The following is a 20,223-nucleotide window of genomic DNA, read 5'->3' on the forward strand; positions in this document are numbered from 1 at the left end:
TCTGGCTAATTTTGGCCCGAAATTTAGAAAAATCGGGAAGAAATTTCTAAGATTTTATGAATGTAAATTGATCTGAATGTTCTTCCTTATTGCAGAAACGGATCGAAACTTCTTTTTCTCCATTTACTTTCCATTGGATCTTTCCTTTCAACTGATCGACTAACATATTCACAAGTTGAAGTCCTAATCCCGGAGAATAATCAGTACGGAATCCTTTCGGAAAAGGAACTCCGTTGTCTGAAACTACTAGGGTTACCCAAGAATCTTCTTTAAAAAGTCGGATGGAAATTTTACCTTCCTGCTTTTTCGGAAATGCATATTTGAAAATATTAGTTACAAGCTCATTCAAGATAAGTCCGAGAGGGATTGCACTTTTTACATCTATCTCCAGATCCTTTAGATCAAGTTGTAAAGAAATCTCATTTGTTTTTTCCTGAAATGCGTTCAGTAAGTTTTCGGTGATCTTTTGAATATAACGATCTAATCTCACAGAATGAGAATTATTGGAAGTATATAACATCTCATATAAATTCCCAACGGAATGAATCCGATTTACTAAATTTTCCAAAGTATTTTCTAACTTAGAATCAGAAGATCTGGCCGCCTCTATCTCCACGATAGAACTGATCATACTCATACTGTTTTTGACCCTATGTTGGAGTTCCTTATATAGATAATCTCTTTCATGGAGATCTTTTGCCAGGGTTTCCAGAGCTTCTTTTGCTTCTGTGATATCGACGCAGGAACCAATAAAACCGGTGAAAACCCCCGATTCGTTAGTGATCGGTAGGCCATTGTCTTGGATCCATCTCCAGTCACCGTTTTTGTTTTTTAAACGATAGGTCATACTGAAAGCTTCTCTGTCGTCGAAATGGCTGGAATAGGTTTGGAAACATTCTTCCAAATCGTTCGGATGAACGCCTTCAGCCCAACCATCTCCAAACTCTTGCTCCATAGTTCTTCCGGTAAAATTCAGCCAGGTTTGGTTAAACCAATTGCATTTTTTATCCAGTCCGGAGACCCAGATCATTACTGGAGCCGCATTCGCAACCGTTTTAAACCTAGATTCACTTTCTTTAATATTCTCTATCAAACTATATTCTTTAGAGATATCTCTAAAGACCAAAACAGAACCGATCGTATACCCTTTTTCGGAGCGTATAGGAGCGGAATTTTCTGCTACCCTATGTTCTAAACCGGATTTAGAAATGAGTAATACCTGGTTTTCCAAACCCATATTCTTTTCCTTAGGAGTAAGTAGATCTAAGGAATTTCTCATTCTTCTTTTGGTTTTAGCGTTTATAATTTTGAAAACTCTTTCAATAGGTTCACCGATAGCTTCTGTTCTAGACCAGCCAGTCAAAGTTTCTGCAACATAATTCATTTCAGTAATATTACCTAATTCATCCGTGGAGATAACTCCGTCACCAATCGATCTTAATGTAGCTTTTAGAAGTTCTTGGTTTTCTTTTAAGGACTCTTCACTTCTTTTTAAACGAAGATGAGATTCATACAGCTTGAAAGCCATTTTGATAGAAGCAATTAGAACAGTTTCTCCTGAATCTTTCACCACATAACCGTATGAAGTGATCTTCTCCGTTTTTTCAACGATCTCGGGTTCAATATGACTAGAGAGAAATACGATAGGGATGTCCCTTGTTTTTAGAATACGAACCGCTGCATCTGTTCCATCTTCTTCCTTTCCTAGATCAATATCCATGAGAACTAGATCGATGGTGTAGTCGTTAGTCGCTATCTGGACAGCTTCATTTGCAGTGTAAGCGGAGATGACCCTGAACCCATTCTTTTTTAATCTTTGGGTTTCTGAGAGTGCAATGATTGCCTCGTCTTCTACAAGGAGAATGGTTTTCTTTCTTTCTTCCGGGATGGGGAAGTATTCTCTAAAAATTTTTTCTACAGTCTGGATCATCCCGAGTTTCTCCTAACGTAAATTGTGTCAAAGTTTTGACCAATTTTGTTATTATGACACAATTTACGTTATCCCAAATAAGAGAGCAAGCAAAACTGAAAAATTTAGACTGGCTTCTAATATCTTCGGACTGCGGAAAATCTAATGCAAAAGACATAATATTAAGATTTCTTTACATTATTCTGTCGCATTAAAGAGTTTATGTCTTGTTACGAATCTGTTTGTCGAAGAGCCTACATCTCAAATTTCGGAGAGAATATGAACGCATTCCAAAAACGAATTTTACCAACTGCGATCTATCTTGGATGTATCTCAATATTTCTCGCAGTGTATTTCTTCTATGAAAGATCTTTGATCGGTTTTCCAGACGGACATCTTACGAATCTGGACCACGCATTTCTGTGGCTTTATTTGATCGTTGGTATTCAACATATTTTGAATGTGTTTATGTTCATCTACTTTGGGTTAGGCTACGGCTCCAAATGGAAATGGGTCTTCTTCCTTCTGTTCTATTCAGGAAGTATATTTTTATATTTTGGAGTAGATTGGTTTTTGAGATCGAATTTGGATCACGGAGTGGGTGGGTAGGTAGGGATGTTGGAGATCCTACATGGAATATGCGGGGCGGATCCGAGCAAAGCTCGGACCAGGCTACTTCGGGTTCGCGCATTCGCGCTCATCCGGGCTTTGCCCGGACTACGCCCTGTGTATCCTTTCCGCAGGTGAATTATGAATTGACTTGTAATATATCATGGTATATACCTTGATTACAGGTATATAAATGCAAACTGCAAAATTATTCATAAATGGAAGAAGCCAAGCAGTAAGATTACCTAAGGAATTTCAATTCAAGGGGAATGATGTTTTTATTCAAAAGGTCGGGGAAGCAGTAATCCTTGTGCCGAAGAATAAAGCGTGGAACGTATTCCTTGATGGTCTGAACGGTTTTAGTGATGATTTTTTGAACGAAGGAAGGGAGAAACTTTCGGAATCTGAAAGAGAAAGTTTTTAATGTATCTTCTCGATACTAATATTTGCATTTTTATTATAAAAAAGAAAAATCAAAAGATACTAGATAAACTTAAGAAAAATATGAATAAGGGTTTATTCATATCCTCTTTAACATTGGCAGAATTAGAATTTGGTATAGAGAATAGCGAGTATAAAGAAAAAAATAGAGTTTCGTTAATAGAATTTCTGTCAATATTTGAGATCCTTCCTTTTGAACAATCTGATGCACGGGCATTCGGGATCATTAGAGCAGATCTAAAAAAGACGGGAAATTTGATCGGATCCATCGATATACTGTTAGCTGCTCAATCTCTATCTCGTAATCTTATATTCGTTACGAATAATACAAAAGAGTTTAATAGAGTGAAGGATCTTAAAGTAGAAGATTGGTCGGTGTAGAGATAATCTCTTCGAGTGTCTATCAAGGTAAGGACTTGCCGTTACGCAGTCTCGCATCCTGCTCGACTTGGCTCCACGGCGTCTTTTGCACTCGCTTCGCCATCCTGGCTCGCGGCGCATTTGCGACGCTTCCTATGGGGCGCTGCAAATGCTTTCGTGCAAAAGCTTCAAGTCCTTCTGGGCCTGATTTAGAAGTATGATTGGGAAAAAGAAAGGAATTTGGGCCCAGAAGGACTTGAACCTTCGACCCGCAGATTATGAGTCTGCTGCTCTAACCAACTGAGCTATAGGCCCGGAGGCTCCATTTTTTGAGGACCGCGCCTCCTAGCAAGTCGATTTTACTGTGGGTTTAAGTAACGGTTCGGATTCGAAAACCACTCTTTTAGATCTTGGCGTTCTTTGTAAAAAGCGATATAGAATGTGTATGCCTTATCGTCTTTGCGGAGTAGGAAAAAATAGAGCTGGAGCGGATTTCCGCCAGAATTGTCTTCTTTGGACCAGCGTAGGATCTCCGTCCTCGAAATACTAAATTTTTCAGGTGTGGCGCCTGGAAACACCGCTTCTAATACTTTGGTTCCAAGGGTTTCTTCTCCGACTCGGTCGAGTTTTCGCCAGATTGCAAGCCAGGGCTTGTCTTTGAGTGGAACTGCTCTCCAACGTTTTCTGGATTCAGTGCGGACTAGGGCTTTTTCAGGGAAATCAATTCGGATGAAATCTTCTACAAATGTTTCTCCAGGTTGATAGACTTTTTGGTCCGGATCCAAAGGAACAGAATCTATGGATATGCTTACAAGTATGAATAAGAACGGAAAAATTCTAGAGAAGGGAAGTTTGATCAAAAGATGATTTCCTCTAAGATCAATTCTCTGTATTTGATTAGTTGGAATACTGGGATAGATTGTTTTTCTTTTTTGTCGGCGAGTGTATCTTCTCCCTTTTTTTTGAATTTTCGAATGGTTTTGTTTTCGAATATGAATATTCCCTGGTATTCTCCTGTAACCTCGTAAGGTGCACCGGGAGCCAGCTTAGAAACATATTTTCTTAATCTTCTATCGAATTTATTATCTCTATATTTATAATATAATGTATGTCCGTTCCAATCATAGAATACTACGTAGTTCTCCTTGAGCCCTTGGTAATATAGTTTAATTGTTTCTGGATAATTGGGAGAAGAATCCGTTAAGGATTCTTTGATATCGAGGGCTCTAGGCTCTTTTAGGGTGATTGTCCCACGATAAGTGTTTCCTGCGGGTTCCGCATCCAATCTTCTCCCATCCGATGTAGGTATCAAACAAAGGATCGCGGATAGGAGAAGGAATTGTTTCATTAATCGTTTTCCAGATCCTCAGATTCTCCGCCGCTCGGTTTTCCTCCTCCGGAAGAACCACCGCCAGAACCGGATCCGCCACCGCTGCCTCCAGAAGAAGATCCGCTACCTTCTCCACTTAATGGAACTGGATTGGAACCTTCTCCACCTCCGCCGCTCGGTCTGGATCTTCTGGAAGAAGAAGAGTTAGATCCGCTGCCAGCTTTTCTAGTGCTTGTATCTTTTGCAGGTTTAGTTTCTGAGCTTGCAGGAACAAAACTTGGATCTAGCTTTTTACGAAGGGTATCTAACGCGTTTTGGGCGGCACGTTTTACTTTTTCGCTAGGATCTCTTTGCGCTTTATATTCCAAAATTTCGATAACTGCAGGATCTTCTGTTTCCGCTAAATGTTTGATAGCGCGAAGTCGGACCATCGCATCGTCGTCTCTTGCGAATGAATATAATTCTTCTATAATTTCCTTATCTCCTAAGGAAACGAGGGCAGTGATCGTATGTATCTTGAGTGCTTGGTAATCTTGGATATCGTTCTTGGATTTTAAGGCGCGGATCTTTTCCAAAAGTTCTCTAAGTGGAGTGATTGCAGCTTCTGATTTGATCTTTCCGAGTGCGTTTACTGAATAAGCGCGGAGTGTGATCGGTTCTTTTTCGTCTTTTACAGTTGCGATCAGAACATTCTCTATCGAAGACTTTTTTACTTTTCCGAAATAAAGAGCGATCTGTGCTCTTACTTCCGGATCGTTAAACTTTTCCTGGAATCGTGCTTCTAATACAGAGAAAGGTTCGTTTGCCTGAGGAAATTCTCCCAAAGTTTCGATGAGAGCGATCAGGAAATTGGAATTTTTAGTGAAATCCTGGCTTTTGAGTAATTCGGTTAAAACTGGAATTCCAGAATCGAATTTAAGCTTTTTGACTACATAGACTGCTTCTTTCTGAACATCTTGTTGGTCATGTTTTAATAACGCGATGATCTTATCTTCGAATTGTGTGAGTTTTAGAATTCCAGAAATTCTAAGAGCATAGATCTTCATGGACCAATCAGGATCCTTGGAAAGGATCACTCCGACTTGGTCATACAATTCTCCTGCGTCTTCTTTTGGAAAATCCTCTAGTTCTCTAAGAGCACTTGCTCTTTCTTTTGTGGTTCCGTATTTTAAAACCTTATAGAGAACTTCTTTCTTTTTGCGGATCTGTTCTTCTGTATATTTAGGCCTAGGTGGAGCTTCTTTTGCAGCCAAGGAGCCGAAAGACAACAAACAGAGTACTAGGGAGAACGAGTAAATGTTTCCTAGGGAAATTTTACCGGAATGCTTCAGCTGGTTATTCGCCTGTCTGCTGCAGCTTGCGGTTTTCTTCTTCGAGGTCCTTAATTCTTCTGTTAAGCTCATTGACTAAATGTTGATTCTCCAGGTTCTGCCGGAACTTTTCTATCAAAGATCGGATGTCTTTTGTTAGATCCTCTATGTTCCATGGTTTTTCCACGTATCTGCTCAATCCCCCGAAATTTATCGCGTGGATGGCGGAATCCAAACCGGCCTGACCGGTGAGCAGAATTTTGATCGAATCAGGAGACCGTTTATGGACCGATTCCAGAAAATCGGCGCCTTTCATACCGGGCATCACTTGATCCGTAATGATAACTTCGATCACATAACCGGAAGCTTGGATCTCATCCAATAAGGCAATTGCCTCTTCAGCGCTTCTTGCGGTTTCGATCTCGTGAGTCTTTCCGAACTCATTATGAAGCTGTTCCTGGAGAGTCTCCAGTACCGACACTTCATCATCGACACAAATAATATAACCTTTATTCATAATCCCTGACCGAAAGGCTGGCCGGTTTCCCGGAACTAGAGAGTTTTGGAGAATTCTCTCGGAATGTCAAGTAGTAGAATCTTCTTCTTGTAGTATCTTCGACGCAAAATCAGGTTCTTGGATCTAAAAGTCTAGTTTCTCTGGGAAGAAGGATCTGGATCTCACTCGGAAGTTCCGAAATTCCAGAACAGAGTTTTCTCCAGTTCTGTCCGGAACCAGGAAAAGAAGAAGGATAACTCTCCAGAGAATTTTCCCAGCCGGAGAATGCCTGCGTCTTGGAGTCGATTTCAGAAAGAATCTGAATAGGACTCCATTTTTGTAATATTTCTAGGACACTCGTTCTTGTTCTCCATCGAGATTCAGGTGTATATCTCGAATTATATAAACTTCTCTTGCGATCGATGAAAAACCTGTCGTATCTTTCGTAACCTGTGGACCTGCAGTGTGTTTTTCCTCTTTCTCTTTCGAAACCGAATCCTTTCAATAGAACGGATTCTGCTCCTAAGGATTGTAGTATTGAAACTGCAAGGCCTGCTACATTGAGGCTAGGATTTTCTAGTATTGGGGCCTTAGGATAAAATTTTGCTCCCAGTATCTGGTCCAACGGATGAGTAGAAAGATAGATAATTTTTGGATTTTTGAGGTCGAAGATCCTGCTCGCTCCACCGAACCAAGTGAAGATTGGGATATTCTCGGGAATATGCTCCGGAAAATGGTAGAATGTTCCAAGCCCGCTATCTATAGAGAGCACTGCATGAGGTTGGATATCGTTTTCTAATAAATATCCAAGTGCTGTGTCTGAGCTAAGTAAGAACAATTTTTCTTTATTTTGCCGGATCCAATCGATCTCAGATTCTAAATTTGGCGAAGCTCCTACAAAACATCCTATCTTCCCAGTCTTTGGTGAAAGAGTTTTCCCTAAAATGCGATACGAGTCTGGACTTTCTGAAGATTTTTTCAGATGTTTGAAGAAGTTTCTGACCCAGAGTCTTCCGTATTCCTGCTTCGCGAGTTTGTTTTGAGAGACAGATTCTTTTTTCTGGAAGAAGGAGAACATCCTTTCGCTCAGATCAGGATAACGTCTGGAATAATTTGGATGAATGAAAATTCGCAGGTTCTTCGTTGAAGAAGGCATCCATTCTGATCTATCTAATAATTCAAACTTCTCCCAACCGTAATATACTGGAACTCCGCCTAATTTTTCCTTAAGTTCGGTGCCAACTAGGGTTTCTAGTTCAGAGAATGGTTCGAGTAGAAGTATTTTTGTAGTATCTTCGACAGATTTCAGATAAGAAATCGCATGATACCCACAGCCAATCCCAATGATTACTAGGAATTCGTCTTTTTGGAGTGAGTGAGGAATAGAAAGGGAGATTCTCTCTCCCTCTTTGATTGGATTTTGTGTGGAATGTAGATGGAAGGAGGAATTTTCCTCCTTCAAATTCAGAGAACCGTCAGATTGCCGGACAAGCTGGAAGATGGATTAATCCTCGTCTTCTTTTTCCTTGTCGTCTTCATCCTCATCGTCGTCAGAATCATCATCATCTTCTTCGTCTTCATCCTCGTCGTCATCGGAATCATCTTCCTCTTCGTCGTAGGATTCTCCCTCTTCACCATCTTCCATATCCATAAGAGGTTTCGCAGCTTCTTCTGGAATGAAATCTTCTTCCATATCTTCTTCTGCGATTGGTGCTTGAGGAGCTTCGAATAGTCCGTTGAATTGGGAGTAAGTAGCTCCGTTTCCTTGAGCTTCTGCTTCTGTTATCGCTCTTTCTTCTTTAGTTACGTATTTATACTGAACTTCTTCGTTTGCGAGTGCAAACATCGCTTGGACGGCAAGTTTGCGTCCTTTGATTTTTTTAGGTAATTCGAGTCTGTCGATTCTATCCAGGATTTGGAAGCCGGCTACGGCTCTTTCGTACTTGTTTTTTTTGGCCAGTTCAATCAAAGTTACAATATCGAATTCTGAATTCTGGTTCTGGGTCATTTTGTATTCCTGAGAGGGGATAGAGGCCTTTGAAACTACCATCATTCTCAATTTCTCTTGTCTGTCAATCCCTTATATCTTTCGTTTATTCCTTGAATTCTGGGGAGAATCTTCGATTTTGGTAAACGCCCATGGATTCTCAGGCCAACTCCGATTCCAGGCTTAGTGTTCCCTTTTCCAAGGGGATTTTCTTCCGCCTAATCCTTTTACTAATAACGAGCCTTCTTACAGTTTGTGCTCCGTCAGAACAATCTAATCTAGGTGTCAAAGATTTTGAAGGCATCAGTTTGGAAGGAGAGACTATTCGGATCAGCGATATTGCTGCTGATCGAATTGCTCTTAACGTGTATGGACCGAATTGCCTTCCTTGTGTTAAGGAAATTCCAGTTTTAAATTATCTGAATACAGAACTGAAAAAAACTCCACATATCAAGTTATACATGATCGTGGACCCGGATATATTTTTTGATAATCCGGAAGCTCTTTCAACAGAACAAAAAATGAAAGAAGCTGCGGTTCTAATGAAAGAAGAAGTTAAAAAATTTGGAATACAACTTCCAGTCCTGATCATGAAACCACCTTTCAAAGTGGATCGTATCGAAGGACTAGTAACTGGAACTCCGGAAACACTTCTATTCAAAACAAAACCTTTGATCTTATATTATAATTTTATTGGGCCGATCAGCGAAGAATCTGATCCGAATAAAATCCCAAAAAATATGAAAGTGATCTTCTTCAAAAGAATGGCCGGCCAATCATGAGATGTCTCATTGTTCGGTTCAAAGACTGCGAAGGTCCTGGAACTCTATTAGATTCTTTGCAAGCTAGGAATTATAGGATTACCTATCATAACGCGTATGACGAACGAGTGCATATTGTTCCTGCGGCTCATCAAATGTTTGATCTGGTTGTATTTTTAGGCGGACCTCAAACCGTTCATGATCCTAATCAGCATAAATTTTTTAAACCTTGGCTGGAACTTGCTTCTCACTTAGTATCTATGAAAGATAAAAAGGTGATCGGGATCTGTTTGGGTTCTCAGATCTTAGCTACTGCTTTAGGTGCTAAGGTGTACGAAGGGGAGAAGGGACCAGAAGTAGGATTCTCCGATGTAAAAGTTGTGAATCCTTCTAATCCTGCATTTTCTAAATTGAGCGGGATGACCACTTTTCCTGCATTCCATCTACATGAGGATGTATTCGAGATCCCTAAGGGTGCAGATCATCTGTTACAAGGAAGTTTTTATTCTAACCAAATGTTTGGATATGAGAATCGAGTATTCGGTATCCAATGTCATCTGGAAGTAACAGAGAATATGTTAAATGTTTGGAAGAATATACATTCTGAGTTTATCAAAAAAGCAGGATGGATTCCCGGACCCGAAACGGAAGATCTTAGGTCTCAGATGGAAAGGGCGGGTAGAGCGCTCTTCGAAGGAATTTTGGATTTATAATATTTCTTATCCAATGGTCCCGCTTCAGGGACTATTATCTATTGAATTGAAACGGTTGATGGTGCATACATGATTCAGAAAATACTCAGGGTTCTATTCGGAAGTAAATACGAAAGAGATCTTAAAAGACTCACTCCGATTGTAGTCCAAATCAATTCTTTGGAAGAGTCCATGCGCTCTCTAAGCGATCCTGAACTTTCTTCTCAGACTAGAAAGTTCAAAGAAAGACTCGCTAAGGGAGAAACATTGGATGATATTCTTCCGGAAGCATTTGCTACCGTAAGAGAGGCTGCCTTAAGAAAATTAGGGATGCGTCATTTCGATGTGCAGATGATGGGCGGGATCTCTCTTCATTGGGGAAATATCTCCGAGATGAAAACCGGAGAAGGTAAAACTCTAACTTCTACACTCGCAATTTATCTGAATGCTCTCGCCGGTAAAGGGGTTCATGTTGTTACAGTGAACGATTATCTGGCAAGAAGGGACGCTTTGTGGATGACTCCGATCTATGATTTCCTGGATTTATCCGTTGGGATCATCCAGCACGATATGGAGCATGATGATCGCAAGAAGGCATACTCTGCTGATATCACATACGGAACCAATAACGAATATGGTTTCGATTATCTGAGAGATAATATGGTTTCTCATATCGATCATAAAGTACAAAGAGCACATTATTTTGCGATCGTGGATGAGGTGGACTCTATCTTGATCGACGAAGCAAGAACTCCGCTCATCATCTCTGGTCCTTCTGACGAATCCACAGATAAATATACTCGTATAGACAAGATCATTCCTAAACTCATCGAAGGTGAGGATTACGAGAAGGACGAAAAGGCCAAAAACACTCTAATGACCGAAAAGGGTGTGGCTCATGTAGAAGAGATCTTAGGGATTGAGAACTTATACGCTCCTCAAAACGTAGATTTAGTTCATCACGTTCACCAAGCATTAAAAGCTCATAAAATATTCCAAAGAGACGTGGACTATGTGGTCCAAAACGGAGAAGTGATCATTGTAGATGAGTTCACTGGTCGTTTGATGTCTGGTAGGAGATATTCAGACGGACTTCACCAAGCTCTGGAAGCAAAGGAAGGAGTTCCAATCGCAAGAGAATCCCAAACTCTCGCAAGTATCACTTTCCAAAACTATTTTAGATTATACGAAAAACTTTCCGGTATGACTGGAACTGCAGACACAGAAGCAGAAGAATTCCATAAGATCTATAATCTGGATGTGATCGTAATTCCTCCGAACGTTCCTGTCCAAAGAAAAGATGCAGCAGATAGAGTTTATAGAACTGAAAAAGAAAAGTTCACTGCTATCTTAAATGAGATCAAGGATTGTAGAGATAAAAAACAACCTGTGCTCGTAGGTACGATCTCTATCGAGAAATCAGAGGTTCTCGCTAGACTTTTAGCTCAGGCTGGAATTGCACATAACGTTCTGAACGCTAAGTTCCACGAAAAAGAAGCAGAGATCATCGCAAACGCAGGAAAACCTGCAGCGGTTACAATCGCTACCAATATGGCGGGAAGGGGAACCGACATCGTTTTAGGTGGAGCTCAGTTATTTAAAGAAAGTCTGGAGTCTTGGAAAGAATCCGATCCAGTGATCAGCGAATTTAAAGAAGCAGTAGTTCGTGCAGATTTCGAAAGAGCAGAATCTATTTCTCAAAGATTAGATTCTCAAACAAAAAAATCTAAAGCAAACGATATCTTAACTAGCGCAAAGATCTGGAGAAAGAACCACGATGAGGTTCTGGAAGCAGGTGGTCTTCATATTTTAGGAACAGAAAGACACGAGGCGAGAAGGATCGATAATCAGCTTAGAGGCCGTTCCGGTCGTCAAGGAGATCCAGGTTCCAGTAGATTCTATCTTTCTTTACAAGACGATCTAATGAGGATTTTCGGATCCGATAGGATCGCAGGTATCATGGAAAGACTCAAGATGCCTGAAGGACAAGAGATCGAACACCCAATGGTGTCTAACGCAATTGCTAGGGCCCAAAAAAGGGTAGAAGGTCATAACTTCGATATTCGTAAACATCTTTTGGAATACGATGATGTAATGAACCGCCAAAGGATCGTTATCTATAAGATGAGAAACGAAGTCCTGGAAGGTGGAGATGTTACCGGACAGGCAAAGAGTTTCTTAGAAGAAATGATCGAAGCCCAAGTAGTTACTACCTGTGAAGGTGGAAATCCTAACGGTTGGGAATGGGATGTTTTAAAAGAATGGTTCGAAGGCCTAGGACTTCCTTGGAAAGTAGACCAAGACGAAATCAAAAAATCCAAAAACCCTCAATTAGCTATTTTTGATTCTTTGAATAATGCAGCTCAGACTTTCTACCAAGAAAAAGCAGATCGAATCGGCGCTGATGTTTGGAAACTTTTAGAAAGAAATATTTTCTTAGATATTTTGGACCATCGTTGGAAAGAACATCTATATTCCATGGACCATCTGAGAGAAGGTATCTGGACTGTAGGTTACGGAGAAAAGAATCCACTCGTAGAATATAAACTCCAAGGTTTTAGATTATTCGACCAAGCAATCGAGAACATGAAATATGAGATCGTTAGCTTCTTAGTTCGTGTAGAAGTTACTGAAAAAACACAGTTGCCTGAAGAGAAAAAAGAGTATAAAAAGGTAGGTCAGGAACTGACTGGAGGCTTCCAAGAATTGCAGGGGGCTAAACCTAAAAATCCTGCTGCAGAAGCAATGCCAGTGACTTCTGGTGGTGGCGGTTCTTCTGAACGGAAGACCAGCCGGAGAAAAAGAAAATGAATCTTAAATTCCTAATTCCCTTTTGTATTTTAGCTTTCTCTCAATGCACTTATCTTTCCGGAGATAATGCAGGTGTGAGAGAGGGCAAAAGTCCTTCCCAATTGTATTCCGAATGTATGGGAACATTTGCAGACGACGCAAAATGTAAAGAGTTCGTTCTCAAATCCATTCCCGATGCGGACGTGAATTTATTGGGACAGAATGCGAATCAAACTGAACTCGAAGCATCTACTCATGTTTTCATTCGTGCACAATTAATCCAATCTCTACTCTATCAAAATAAGTTATTCGTAAAAAATAAACTTGGGGAGCCTGACGAAAAAAGGACCGTGAACAATTGGGCCCCGGGAATGGAAGAATGGTTATATTATAGACCAGTATCTAAATTTGCAGAAGGTTCAAGACCTGATAGAGAGATTTTGATACGCTTTCAGCGAGGTGCAGTAGTCCATGTGGGTTACACTCAACCTAGCCCTAATCGTTAGTTAATCTTCTAATTAATTCAACAAAAAACGTATTGGAAAGCTAGCCGTTTTTTCGTAATATATAGTAAGGATTGACGGAATATACACCTATATTCTTTTGGCATAATAGTGCGGCGCATACCTTACATTCTGCTGATTTTATTACAGATAGCTCTGGTAGTCTTCTCATCTACTTTGGAATGGGTAGATAAGGACCTCGAGAGCCGTGCTATTTCTTTATCCCAAACAAAGAAAAACATTTCCACCGCCCTTGAATCGGATCTAAAGGATTCCGAAGGATTAGTTTATACTCAAGCGAGAGAAAGAGACAGCAGACTTGTCGATTTTATCGCCGAAGAGTCATCTTGCTATCCTTGGACCCCATCCACATTCGATTCTAAGATCGTATTTGTAAGCGGCCAATATAGATCGGACCGACTTCTACACTTTTCCCTAACAAATCTTCCCCCACCTAGCCTGGCATAATCGGTTTTATATTACTTCGGAACGATTTTCGCGCCATAGGTATATTGGCATCGTTCCATAGGGGAGTCTTGCATAAGCAAAAAGCTATCTTCAGGGATAACTTCGTACAACTATGAATAAAAAGATACTGACGTTTCTAATTTTGGCCTGGGCCACTAATCAGACCGTATCGCAGCCGGATACGAATCCGGGTGCTGCTCCTGTTGGAGTAGATCCTTTGTATTCTGAAGCAAGAATTGCAGCTGCTTCGGGAGATCAGGATCGGACACAAGTTCGTTTGGAACTTGCTAAGGCAGAAGAATTACTTTGGAAGAATAACCTTCTATTACTTGCTTCCAAGTTTAATATAGACGCGAGAAAAGCTGGCATAGAACAAGCGGGTCTCTATGCGAACCCGAATATTTTCGTGGATCAGAGTATTTTCGCAGAGCCTACACAACGTTATTTCGATTTTACCAGATCGGGACAAACTGTGGTTCAGATCCAACAGGTATTCTTACTTGGTGGTAAGATAGACAAACGGATCAGAGTCGCCGAGTTAAGTGCTAAGATGAGCGAGCAGGAATTTTATGATCTTGCAAGAGCGCTCATTACTAAACTTCGTAGGACCTTCTACTTTATTCATTATTATAGAGATGCGATTGCTTTCTATGATAAAAGTTTGATCGCTCTGGATAAAACAGTAAACTCCGCAGAACTCGCATATAAAAGAAGAGCAGTTCTTCAGTCTGAAGTTTTACGTTTAAAGGCACTTCTATTCTTCTTAAGAAAAGAAAGAGAAGATCTTAGGATCAAAGTCCTCGAAAGAGAAGCGGATCTAAGAGTTTTACTTAACGAAGATGCTTATAAAAGCCAATCAGTCGCAATCGTTCCAGTTTTGGATCTGGACTTTGTAGAAAAAGCAACCATCGAAGGTTTAAAATTAGATAATATGCTTGCTAAGGCTCGGGAATACAGACCTGACCTGAAAAAGGCAGTACAAGCATTAAGATACGAAGAAGCAAACCTGGAATTGCAACATGCAAACGCGATCCCAGATCTTGCCTTCGGCCCAATGTACAACAGAGGGGGAACGGCCTTCCAGAACTATTGGGGGATTACTGCTCAGTTGAATATTCCGATCTTTGATAGGAACCAAGGTAATATCAAGGCTGCCGAAAAATCCATCCAAGTCAGAAAACAAGAATTGAAAAACTTGATCTTGGAAGTGGAAAACGATGTAAGCGTTGCTTTGGCTACTGCAAAAGCAAAAGACGATCTCTATAAAAAATTCAGAAACACTTATACTTCGGATTACGCGAACCTCGCGGAGGATATGATCCTTAGTTACGAAAAACGTTATATATCCATTTTAGAATTTGCAGATTTCTTCGAAACATACAGATCCAGCATCGTGGAAATGTTACGCCTCCAAACTGACAGAATGGAAGCGATCGAAGGAGTAAATTACTCGGTCGGAACGGGGCTGATCGTCCCAAGTTATAAATCCAACGGAGATTCCGGTACTCAGGAAGGGGGCTCGAAATGATTCCATCATCTAACAAACTTAGAATTTTATTAATCGTTCTGGTGGCGGCAGTTTCCGTTTCCATCGTTTCTTTTACTCTGAACAAGGGTGGGAAGAAGACCCCACCTCGACCTCAAAAGGCGATCGTCCATGATCACGGAGAAAGGATCGAATTTAAGGAAAATAGTCCCGGCTTAGAGATCGTTAAAAGTGCGGAAATAGGAAAACCTGGAGAATTCGTAAACGTAGAAGCTCCTGCAAGGTTGATTGCTACTACTTCTCCTTCCGTTTCGGATTCAGAACAGATCGTATTATTCGAATCAGCAGAGTTGAACGATCTATATGTTGGTTATGTTCATGCAAAGAACAGTCTGAATAGATCACGTAAGAATTTGGATCGTATCAAGGACATGTTCAAACATAGGGTCGCCACTGAAAAGGATCTGATCGAAGCAGAGACTGAAGTAAACAACGATGAAGCTGAATTCGCTGAGTTCGAAGGAAAACTGAGAGCTGTGGGTTTAAATCCTGCAATGATCAAAAAAGCTCCAGGCCAAACTGCTTGGATCATTTCTGATGTTCCTGAATCTCAACTTTCCAATTTGCAAAAAGGAAAAAGAGTGAGGGTAGTCTTTAACTCCTTCCCGAACCAAGAATGGACCGGAACGGCAGAAGCATTGGGAGATAACGTAGATCCTTATACAAGAACCGTAAAGGTAAGGATCGCGATCAAAAACGAAGGTTATAGATTAAAACCAGGAATGTTTGCTACGGTAAAATTCCCTGAAGAAACAGGAAGTGACTCCGTGGTCATTCCTTTCAATTCAGTGGTTACTGTAGAAGGTAAAAATTACGTATTCGTAGAAGAAACTGCTCATGAATTTTTCAGAAGAGAAGTTGTACTTGGGATCTCTACCAGAGAAAGAGTTAACGTTCTGGAAGGTTTGACCAAAGGCGACAAGGTGGTTGTAGAAGGGGCCATTCTATTAAAAGGACTTAGTTTCGGATTTTAATCAATATGAAAAGAATACTAAGTTTTATTATTATAATATTCTTATTTTCTTTTGTTTCATCCGTTTATTCGGAGGAAAAGAAAAAAGATTATAAGAGCGAGGACATTTCGCCCGAGTGGACTCCGGATGCTGATCGTAAGACCAAATTCGGAGAGGAAGAGAAAGACGAGCTTACCCAGAAGGCTCTTCCTAAATCTACGAACTTCTTCGTGTACGGAGCGAGTATAGGTTCTCCTGGAAGTATCAACTTTAATTTGGGATACTATTATAAGGATATCGTAATACGAGGATCCGGCGGTCATTGGGGCCCGCATTGGTGGGGATGGCAGGCAGATCTAGGATTTAGTTTTTGGAAAACTTCTGTAATTGCACATAGCGTTTCTGTAGTCATAGGACAATTCCAAGTGGATCCTTTTGCTCCTGAGTTAGGACGAGGTGGACAAACTTCTTATCCTACAGGCAGCGATTTTCCAGGTTACCAACATAGGAATCCTACCTTTGAAGATCTAATCATTCGTTCTTATATAGCTGAACAGAATCCGAATCTTGCTACTTTTTTGGAATATGAGAGTAGGGATAAACAGAAGGTAACTTTAAACCAAAGATATATAGGACTTACCTATGATTTCCTTCTTGGAAATTTCTTTCTGCAAGTTGGTGGAGGAATAGGAAGTGGAGATTATAAAAATCCTCAGCTTCTTATCCAATTAGGTTACTTCTTTGACACGAGGTCATACTGATGATAGATAAACTCATAGAATCCGTACTTAAGTTTAGAGTTCCTACTATTATCGCTTCTGTCTTTGTAGCGGTTTTAGGAGTTTGGGCCTGGACAGACATTCGAAAAGAAGCCTATTCGGATATCGCAGACACACAAGTCCGTTTGATCGCTAAATTTCCGGGAAAAGCAGCCGTTGAAGTAGAAGAAAGAGTAACTCTTCCAATTGAGAGGGTATTGAATGCGATCCCTAAAGTTGCAGTTCGTCGTTCCAGAACCATCAATGGTCTTGTGGTATTCCAATTCGTTTTCGAGGATGGGACAGACGATTATTTTGCAAGGATGCGACTTATGGAAAGGGTCGCAGATGCTGATATTCCGGAAGAAGTTCAACCAGCTTTAGGACCAATGAGTTCTCCAGTAGGAGAAATTTTCAGATATGTGGTTGAGTCCGGTGGTAATCACACTCAAATGGAATTAAGAACGATCCAAGACTGGATCGTAATGCCAAAAATGCTTTCTATTCCTGGAATTGCAGATGTGGTCACATTCGGTGGTTTGCCAAAACAATTCCATATAGTAACTTCTCCCGATAAATTAATACGTTTTAAACTTACGATAAACGATGTAATCCAAGCAGTTCAGGTTAATAATTTGAATACGGGTGGAAACCTACTTTTACAAGGTGAGCAGGGATTTCCAATCCGTTCTTTGGGTGCAATCAGAGAAGCCCAACATATAGAAAACATCGTAGTAAAGACAGTGAATGGTGTCCCTGTATTCGTTCGTGACCTGGCTACTGTGGAAATTTCTCACCCTATTCCGAGTGGGGTCTTAGGTTATACGGTGCGCATAGACAATCAGATAATGGATATAGATTCCTCAGTCCAGGGTCTTGTGGCAATGCGAAGGTGGGGTGATCCCAATGAAATGGGAGATCGTATCCGTGCCAAAGTAAAAGAGATAAATGAAAATTATCTTCCCGATGGAGTACAACTTAGGACCACTTATGATAGAAGTGACCTTGTAAATTATACATTACGCACTATCGGAAGGACACTTCTGGAAGGAGTGATGGTTGTAAGTTTGGTTTTGATCTTCTTCATCGGAAGTGCAAAGGCTTCTCTTGTGGTAGTGGCAACTATTCCTTTTGCTTTATTATTCGCGTTCCTTCTCATGAACGTAACCGGGATTCCTGCAAGTTTATTGTCTTTAGGAGCTATCGACTTCGGGATCGTAGTGGATGGTGCTGTGATCATGGTAGAAAATATCATGAGAAGATACAGAGATGCTACTCCTGGTGATAAAAGTAAGGGAATCATTAAACTGACCGCAGAGTCTGGCTCTGAGGTTGGGACCGAAATTTTATTTTCCATTTTGATCATCATACTTGCTTATTTGCCGATCTTCTCCTTCGAACGTATCGAAGGTCGTTTGTTTAAACCGATGGCTTTCACTATCTCCTTCGCGATCTTCGGAGCTTTAATTTTCTCTATGACCGTTGTTCCGGTCTTAATGACTTTTATGTTCCGAAATTATTTCGAATCGGAGAAACCTGGACCTATTGCATGGCACAACCCAGTGTATGAATGGATAGAAGTGCGTTACAAAAAGCTAATAGTTTATCTGGTCGAAAGATCTAAGAGGGTCGTGCTTTATTGTTTCACATTAGTGATCATATTTTTAGGAATAGGTGGATACAAACTTGGAACCGAGTTCCTACCAGAGATGGACGAAGGTGGTTTTAACCTAAGGATATTTTTCCCTGTAGGGATCTCTCTTCCAGAAGCACGTAAATTTATGCCTAAGATCCGGGAAACGATCTATAAAAACGAACAGGTAAGTGTTGTACTTTCTCAGTTAGGAAGAAACGACGACGGAACTGATCCTCTTCCTCCCAACCGACTGGAAGTGCTTGTAAGTTTAAAAGATTACGACGACTGGAAAGAAAGGATTACCAAACAAGAACTTCTTCTAAGAATGAAAAACGATTTAGAGGCTACTCTTCCTGGAGCGAGGATCAGTTTCTCTCAGCCTATTATGGACAACTTGTCGGAAGCGATCATGGGGACCATCGCTGACCTTGCAGTATTCGTATCCGGACAAGACTTAAAAGTGATGCGTAAGCTTGCAGAAGAGATCTTGGATATTGTAAAGGATATGCCAGGAGCAAGTGAGTTCGGTATAGAGCAGGAAGCTGACAGCCCTCAGTTGACTGTCCGGATCGACAGGGAAGCCGCGGCTCGTTATGGCATCAATGTAAGTGATATACAGCAGATGGTAGAAGCTGCTATCGGAATGCAAAGGATCAGCACATTGTATGAAGGGCCTTCCGATATTCCTCCAAAAACACCTGCTCGATTCGGGATAGTAGTCCGATTCTCCAAGGATTACAGGGCTTCCAAGAGGGCGATAGAGGCAATGCCTATTATTTCACCTAAAGGAGAAAGAGTTCCACTTTCTCAATTAGCAAAAATCACATTGGAAGACGGACCTACTATGATCTTTCGTCAGGAAGGTAGAAGAACGATTACTGTCCGAACAAATGTAAGGGGCCGCGACCAAGGAGGATTCGTAAATGAACTTCGTAAAAAAGTCCAACAGAAGATTAAACTTCCGGAAGGATACGAAGTACGTTACGGAGGACAGTATGAGAACCTGGCCCGAGTCGGTAAGAAGTTAGCGATCGTTATTCCGGTAACTATTGCGATCATTTTCGGCGTATTATTCTTACTTTATAGAAATCTAAAATACGTTTACGTTGCGTTGGCTTGTCTCCCTCTTTCCTTGGTAGGAGGAATGTATGCGCTTCTATTCAGAGGATATTATTTTAACGTATCAAGTGGGGTAGGGTTTATCTCTCTTTTCGGGATTGCTACCATGTCGGGAGTTCTTTTCGTTTCCAGGACAAATCACCTTTTAAGAGACGAGCCAACATTGACCACGAAGGAAGCGGTTACACAAGCCGCAGTGATACAGTTGCGACCAATGTTAATGACAATGTTACTTGCATTGCTCGGACTCATCCCGGCTACTTTGGCATCTGGAGTAGGCTCCGATGTCCAAAGACCTTTGGCTACGGTGATCGTAGGCGGTCTATTCTCCGCTTTATTCCTGGTGTTAACAGTATTACCTTCGCTTTATTTGGTTTTGGTGGGAGATAGAAAACATCCAGTCGAACCTGAGACATTCGAACTTCATCCGGAAGCATATGTTTCCTTATACGATGAAGACGATATAGAAGGCGCTCTTCCAGCACATAGAAACGGAAGTAAAAAGGTAAAGAAAAAAGTAGTCGCTAAAAAGAAACGTTAGTTTATGCACTTGTT

Annotated in this window: 18 protein-coding genes and 1 tRNA gene; 11 read left to right on the forward strand and 8 right to left on the reverse strand. The window is 40.9% G+C overall.

Annotated elements, in window-relative coordinates; translation table 11 throughout:
• Window positions 1-46: 46 nt before the first annotated feature.
• On the reverse strand, window positions 47-1,930 hold the full coding sequence (locus CH362_RS06975; RefSeq protein WP_100709632.1) for a PAS domain S-box protein: 1,884 nt from the start codon (window positions 1,928-1,930) through the stop codon (window positions 47-49).
• A 258-nt stretch (window positions 1,931-2,188) separates the two neighbouring features.
• Here CH362_RS06975 and CH362_RS06980 point away from each other — a divergent pair, with 258 nt between their 5' ends.
• From CH362_RS06980 to vapC, 3 genes are all read left to right on the forward strand, one after another.
• Window positions 2,189-2,518 carry a hypothetical protein gene (locus tag CH362_RS06980; RefSeq protein ID WP_100709633.1) on the forward strand — a complete coding sequence of 110 codons (330 nt, stop codon included), beginning with the start codon at window positions 2,189-2,191 and terminating at the stop codon, window positions 2,516-2,518.
• A gap of 193 nt (window positions 2,519-2,711) precedes the next feature.
• Complete coding sequence (vapB, locus tag CH362_RS06985) at window positions 2,712-2,942, forward strand: type II toxin-antitoxin system antitoxin VapB (protein ID WP_100709634.1); 231 nt, start codon at window positions 2,712-2,714, stop codon at window positions 2,940-2,942.
• The gene (vapC, locus tag CH362_RS06990) at window positions 2,942-3,340 is read left to right on the forward strand and encodes a type II toxin-antitoxin system tRNA(fMet)-specific endonuclease VapC (RefSeq protein WP_100709635.1); all 399 of its coding nucleotides are present in this window, start codon (window positions 2,942-2,944) and stop codon (window positions 3,338-3,340) included. Before vapB ends, vapC begins: the two co-directional genes overlap by 1 nt.
• 220 nt (window positions 3,341-3,560) lie before the next feature.
• Here the strand turns inward: vapC and CH362_RS06995 are convergent.
• The 7 genes from CH362_RS06995 to CH362_RS19240 all read right to left on the reverse strand — a co-directional run bounded on the left by CH362_RS06995 (window position 3,561) and on the right by CH362_RS19240 (window position 8,463).
• Window positions 3,561-3,634: transfer RNA gene (locus CH362_RS06995), tRNA-Ile, on the reverse strand.
• Between the two features lie 44 nt (window positions 3,635-3,678).
• Window positions 3,679-4,179 (reverse strand): hypothetical protein, encoded by a 501-nt coding sequence (locus CH362_RS07000; protein WP_100709636.1) that lies wholly within the window; start codon window positions 4,177-4,179, stop codon window positions 3,679-3,681.
• Entirely contained in the window at window positions 4,176-4,667 is a 492-nt protein-coding gene (locus CH362_RS07005) for an LIC_11959 family protein (RefSeq protein ID WP_100709637.1), read from the reverse strand. The genes CH362_RS07000 and CH362_RS07005 overlap by 4 nt, the downstream gene beginning before the upstream one ends.
• Entirely contained in the window at window positions 4,667-6,052 is a 1,386-nt protein-coding gene (locus CH362_RS07010; RefSeq protein WP_425269022.1) for a HEAT repeat domain-containing protein, read from the reverse strand. Before CH362_RS07010 ends, CH362_RS07005 begins: the two co-directional genes overlap by 1 nt.
• The gene (locus CH362_RS07015) at window positions 5,985-6,476 is read right to left on the reverse strand and encodes a response regulator (RefSeq protein ID WP_100709638.1); all 492 of its coding nucleotides are present in this window, start codon (window positions 6,474-6,476) and stop codon (window positions 5,985-5,987) included. The genes CH362_RS07010 and CH362_RS07015 overlap by 68 nt, the downstream gene beginning before the upstream one ends.
• A 109-nt stretch (window positions 6,477-6,585) precedes the next feature.
• Window positions 6,586-7,917, reverse strand: coding sequence for a 6-hydroxymethylpterin diphosphokinase MptE-like protein (locus tag CH362_RS07020; RefSeq protein ID WP_100709772.1), 1,332 nt, complete (start codon window positions 7,915-7,917; stop codon window positions 6,586-6,588).
• A gap of 42 nt (window positions 7,918-7,959) precedes the next feature.
• Window positions 7,960-8,463, reverse strand: coding sequence for a DNA primase (locus CH362_RS19240; protein ID WP_165780233.1), 504 nt, complete (start codon window positions 8,461-8,463; stop codon window positions 7,960-7,962).
• Window positions 8,464-8,594: 131 nt separating this feature from the next.
• Between CH362_RS19240 and CH362_RS07025 the strand changes: the two genes are divergently transcribed.
• From CH362_RS07025 to CH362_RS07065, 8 genes are all read left to right on the forward strand, one after another.
• Window positions 8,595-9,224, forward strand: a complete 630-nt coding sequence (locus tag CH362_RS07025; RefSeq protein WP_100709639.1) for a TlpA family protein disulfide reductase — start codon at window positions 8,595-8,597, stop codon at window positions 9,222-9,224.
• The gene (locus CH362_RS07030; protein ID WP_100709640.1) at window positions 9,221-9,916 is read left to right on the forward strand and encodes a type 1 glutamine amidotransferase; all 696 of its coding nucleotides are present in this window, start codon (window positions 9,221-9,223) and stop codon (window positions 9,914-9,916) included. Before CH362_RS07025 ends, CH362_RS07030 begins: the two co-directional genes overlap by 4 nt.
• A 69-nt stretch (window positions 9,917-9,985) precedes the next feature.
• On the forward strand, window positions 9,986-12,706 hold the full coding sequence (gene secA, locus CH362_RS07035; RefSeq protein WP_100709641.1) for a preprotein translocase subunit SecA: 2,721 nt from the start codon (window positions 9,986-9,988) through the stop codon (window positions 12,704-12,706).
• Window positions 12,703-13,191 carry a hypothetical protein gene (locus CH362_RS07040; protein ID WP_100709642.1) on the forward strand — a complete coding sequence of 163 codons (489 nt, stop codon included), beginning with the start codon at window positions 12,703-12,705 and terminating at the stop codon, window positions 13,189-13,191. The genes secA and CH362_RS07040 overlap by 4 nt, the downstream gene beginning before the upstream one ends.
• A gap of 577 nt (window positions 13,192-13,768) precedes the next feature.
• The gene (locus tag CH362_RS07050) at window positions 13,769-15,184 is read left to right on the forward strand and encodes a TolC family protein (RefSeq protein WP_100709644.1); all 1,416 of its coding nucleotides are present in this window, start codon (window positions 13,769-13,771) and stop codon (window positions 15,182-15,184) included.
• Window positions 15,181-16,176 carry an efflux RND transporter periplasmic adaptor subunit gene (locus tag CH362_RS07055; RefSeq protein ID WP_100709645.1) on the forward strand — a complete coding sequence of 332 codons (996 nt, stop codon included), beginning with the start codon at window positions 15,181-15,183 and terminating at the stop codon, window positions 16,174-16,176. The genes CH362_RS07050 and CH362_RS07055 overlap by 4 nt, the downstream gene beginning before the upstream one ends.
• A gap of 5 nt (window positions 16,177-16,181) precedes the next feature.
• A complete protein-coding gene (locus CH362_RS07060; protein ID WP_100709646.1) occupies window positions 16,182-16,916 on the forward strand; it encodes a hypothetical protein in 735 nt (244 codons plus the stop codon).
• The gene (locus CH362_RS07065; protein WP_100709647.1) at window positions 16,916-20,209 is read left to right on the forward strand and encodes an efflux RND transporter permease subunit; all 3,294 of its coding nucleotides are present in this window, start codon (window positions 16,916-16,918) and stop codon (window positions 20,207-20,209) included. Before CH362_RS07060 ends, CH362_RS07065 begins: the two co-directional genes overlap by 1 nt.
• Window positions 20,210-20,223: the final 14 nt, after the last annotated feature.

Origin of the sequence: Leptospira saintgironsiae, assembly GCF_002811765.1 — a bacterium.
Taxonomy (GTDB): Bacteria; Spirochaetota; Leptospiria; order Leptospirales; family Leptospiraceae; genus Leptospira_B; species Leptospira_B saintgironsiae.

Bases quoted from the DNA above. Each gene is read 5' to 3' on its own strand.
- CH362_RS06975 (WP_100709632.1), bottom strand. From the start codon at position 1,930: ATGATCCAGACTGTAGAAAAAATTTTTAGAGAATACTTCCCCATCCCG.
- CH362_RS06980 (WP_100709633.1), top strand. From the start codon at position 2,189: ATGAACGCATTCCAAAAACGAATTTTACCAACTGCGATCTATCTTGGA.
- vapB (WP_100709634.1), top strand. From the start codon at position 2,712: ATGCAAACTGCAAAATTATTCATAAATGGAAGAAGCCAAGCAGTAAGA.
- vapC (WP_100709635.1), top strand. From the start codon at position 2,942: ATGTATCTTCTCGATACTAATATTTGCATTTTTATTATAAAAAAGAAA.
- CH362_RS07005 (WP_100709637.1), bottom strand. From the start codon at position 4,667: ATGAAACAATTCCTTCTCCTATCCGCGATCCTTTGTTTGATACCTACA.
- CH362_RS07010 (WP_425269022.1), bottom strand. From the start codon at position 6,052: ATGAGCTTAACAGAAGAATTAAGGACCTCGAAGAAGAAAACCGCAAGC.
- CH362_RS07015 (WP_100709638.1), bottom strand. From the start codon at position 6,476: ATGAATAAAGGTTATATTATTTGTGTCGATGATGAAGTGTCGGTACTG.
- CH362_RS19240 (WP_165780233.1), bottom strand. From the start codon at position 8,463: ATGACCCAGAACCAGAATTCAGAATTCGATATTGTAACTTTGATTGAA.
- CH362_RS07025 (WP_100709639.1), top strand. From the start codon at position 8,595: ATGGATTCTCAGGCCAACTCCGATTCCAGGCTTAGTGTTCCCTTTTCC.
- CH362_RS07030 (WP_100709640.1), top strand. From the start codon at position 9,221: ATGAGATGTCTCATTGTTCGGTTCAAAGACTGCGAAGGTCCTGGAACT.
- secA (WP_100709641.1), top strand. From the start codon at position 9,986: ATGATTCAGAAAATACTCAGGGTTCTATTCGGAAGTAAATACGAAAGA.
- CH362_RS07040 (WP_100709642.1), top strand. From the start codon at position 12,703: ATGAATCTTAAATTCCTAATTCCCTTTTGTATTTTAGCTTTCTCTCAA.
- CH362_RS07050 (WP_100709644.1), top strand. From the start codon at position 13,769: ATGAATAAAAAGATACTGACGTTTCTAATTTTGGCCTGGGCCACTAAT.
- CH362_RS07055 (WP_100709645.1), top strand. From the start codon at position 15,181: ATGATTCCATCATCTAACAAACTTAGAATTTTATTAATCGTTCTGGTG.
- CH362_RS07060 (WP_100709646.1), top strand. From the start codon at position 16,182: ATGAAAAGAATACTAAGTTTTATTATTATAATATTCTTATTTTCTTTT.
- CH362_RS07065 (WP_100709647.1), top strand. From the start codon at position 16,916: ATGATAGATAAACTCATAGAATCCGTACTTAAGTTTAGAGTTCCTACT.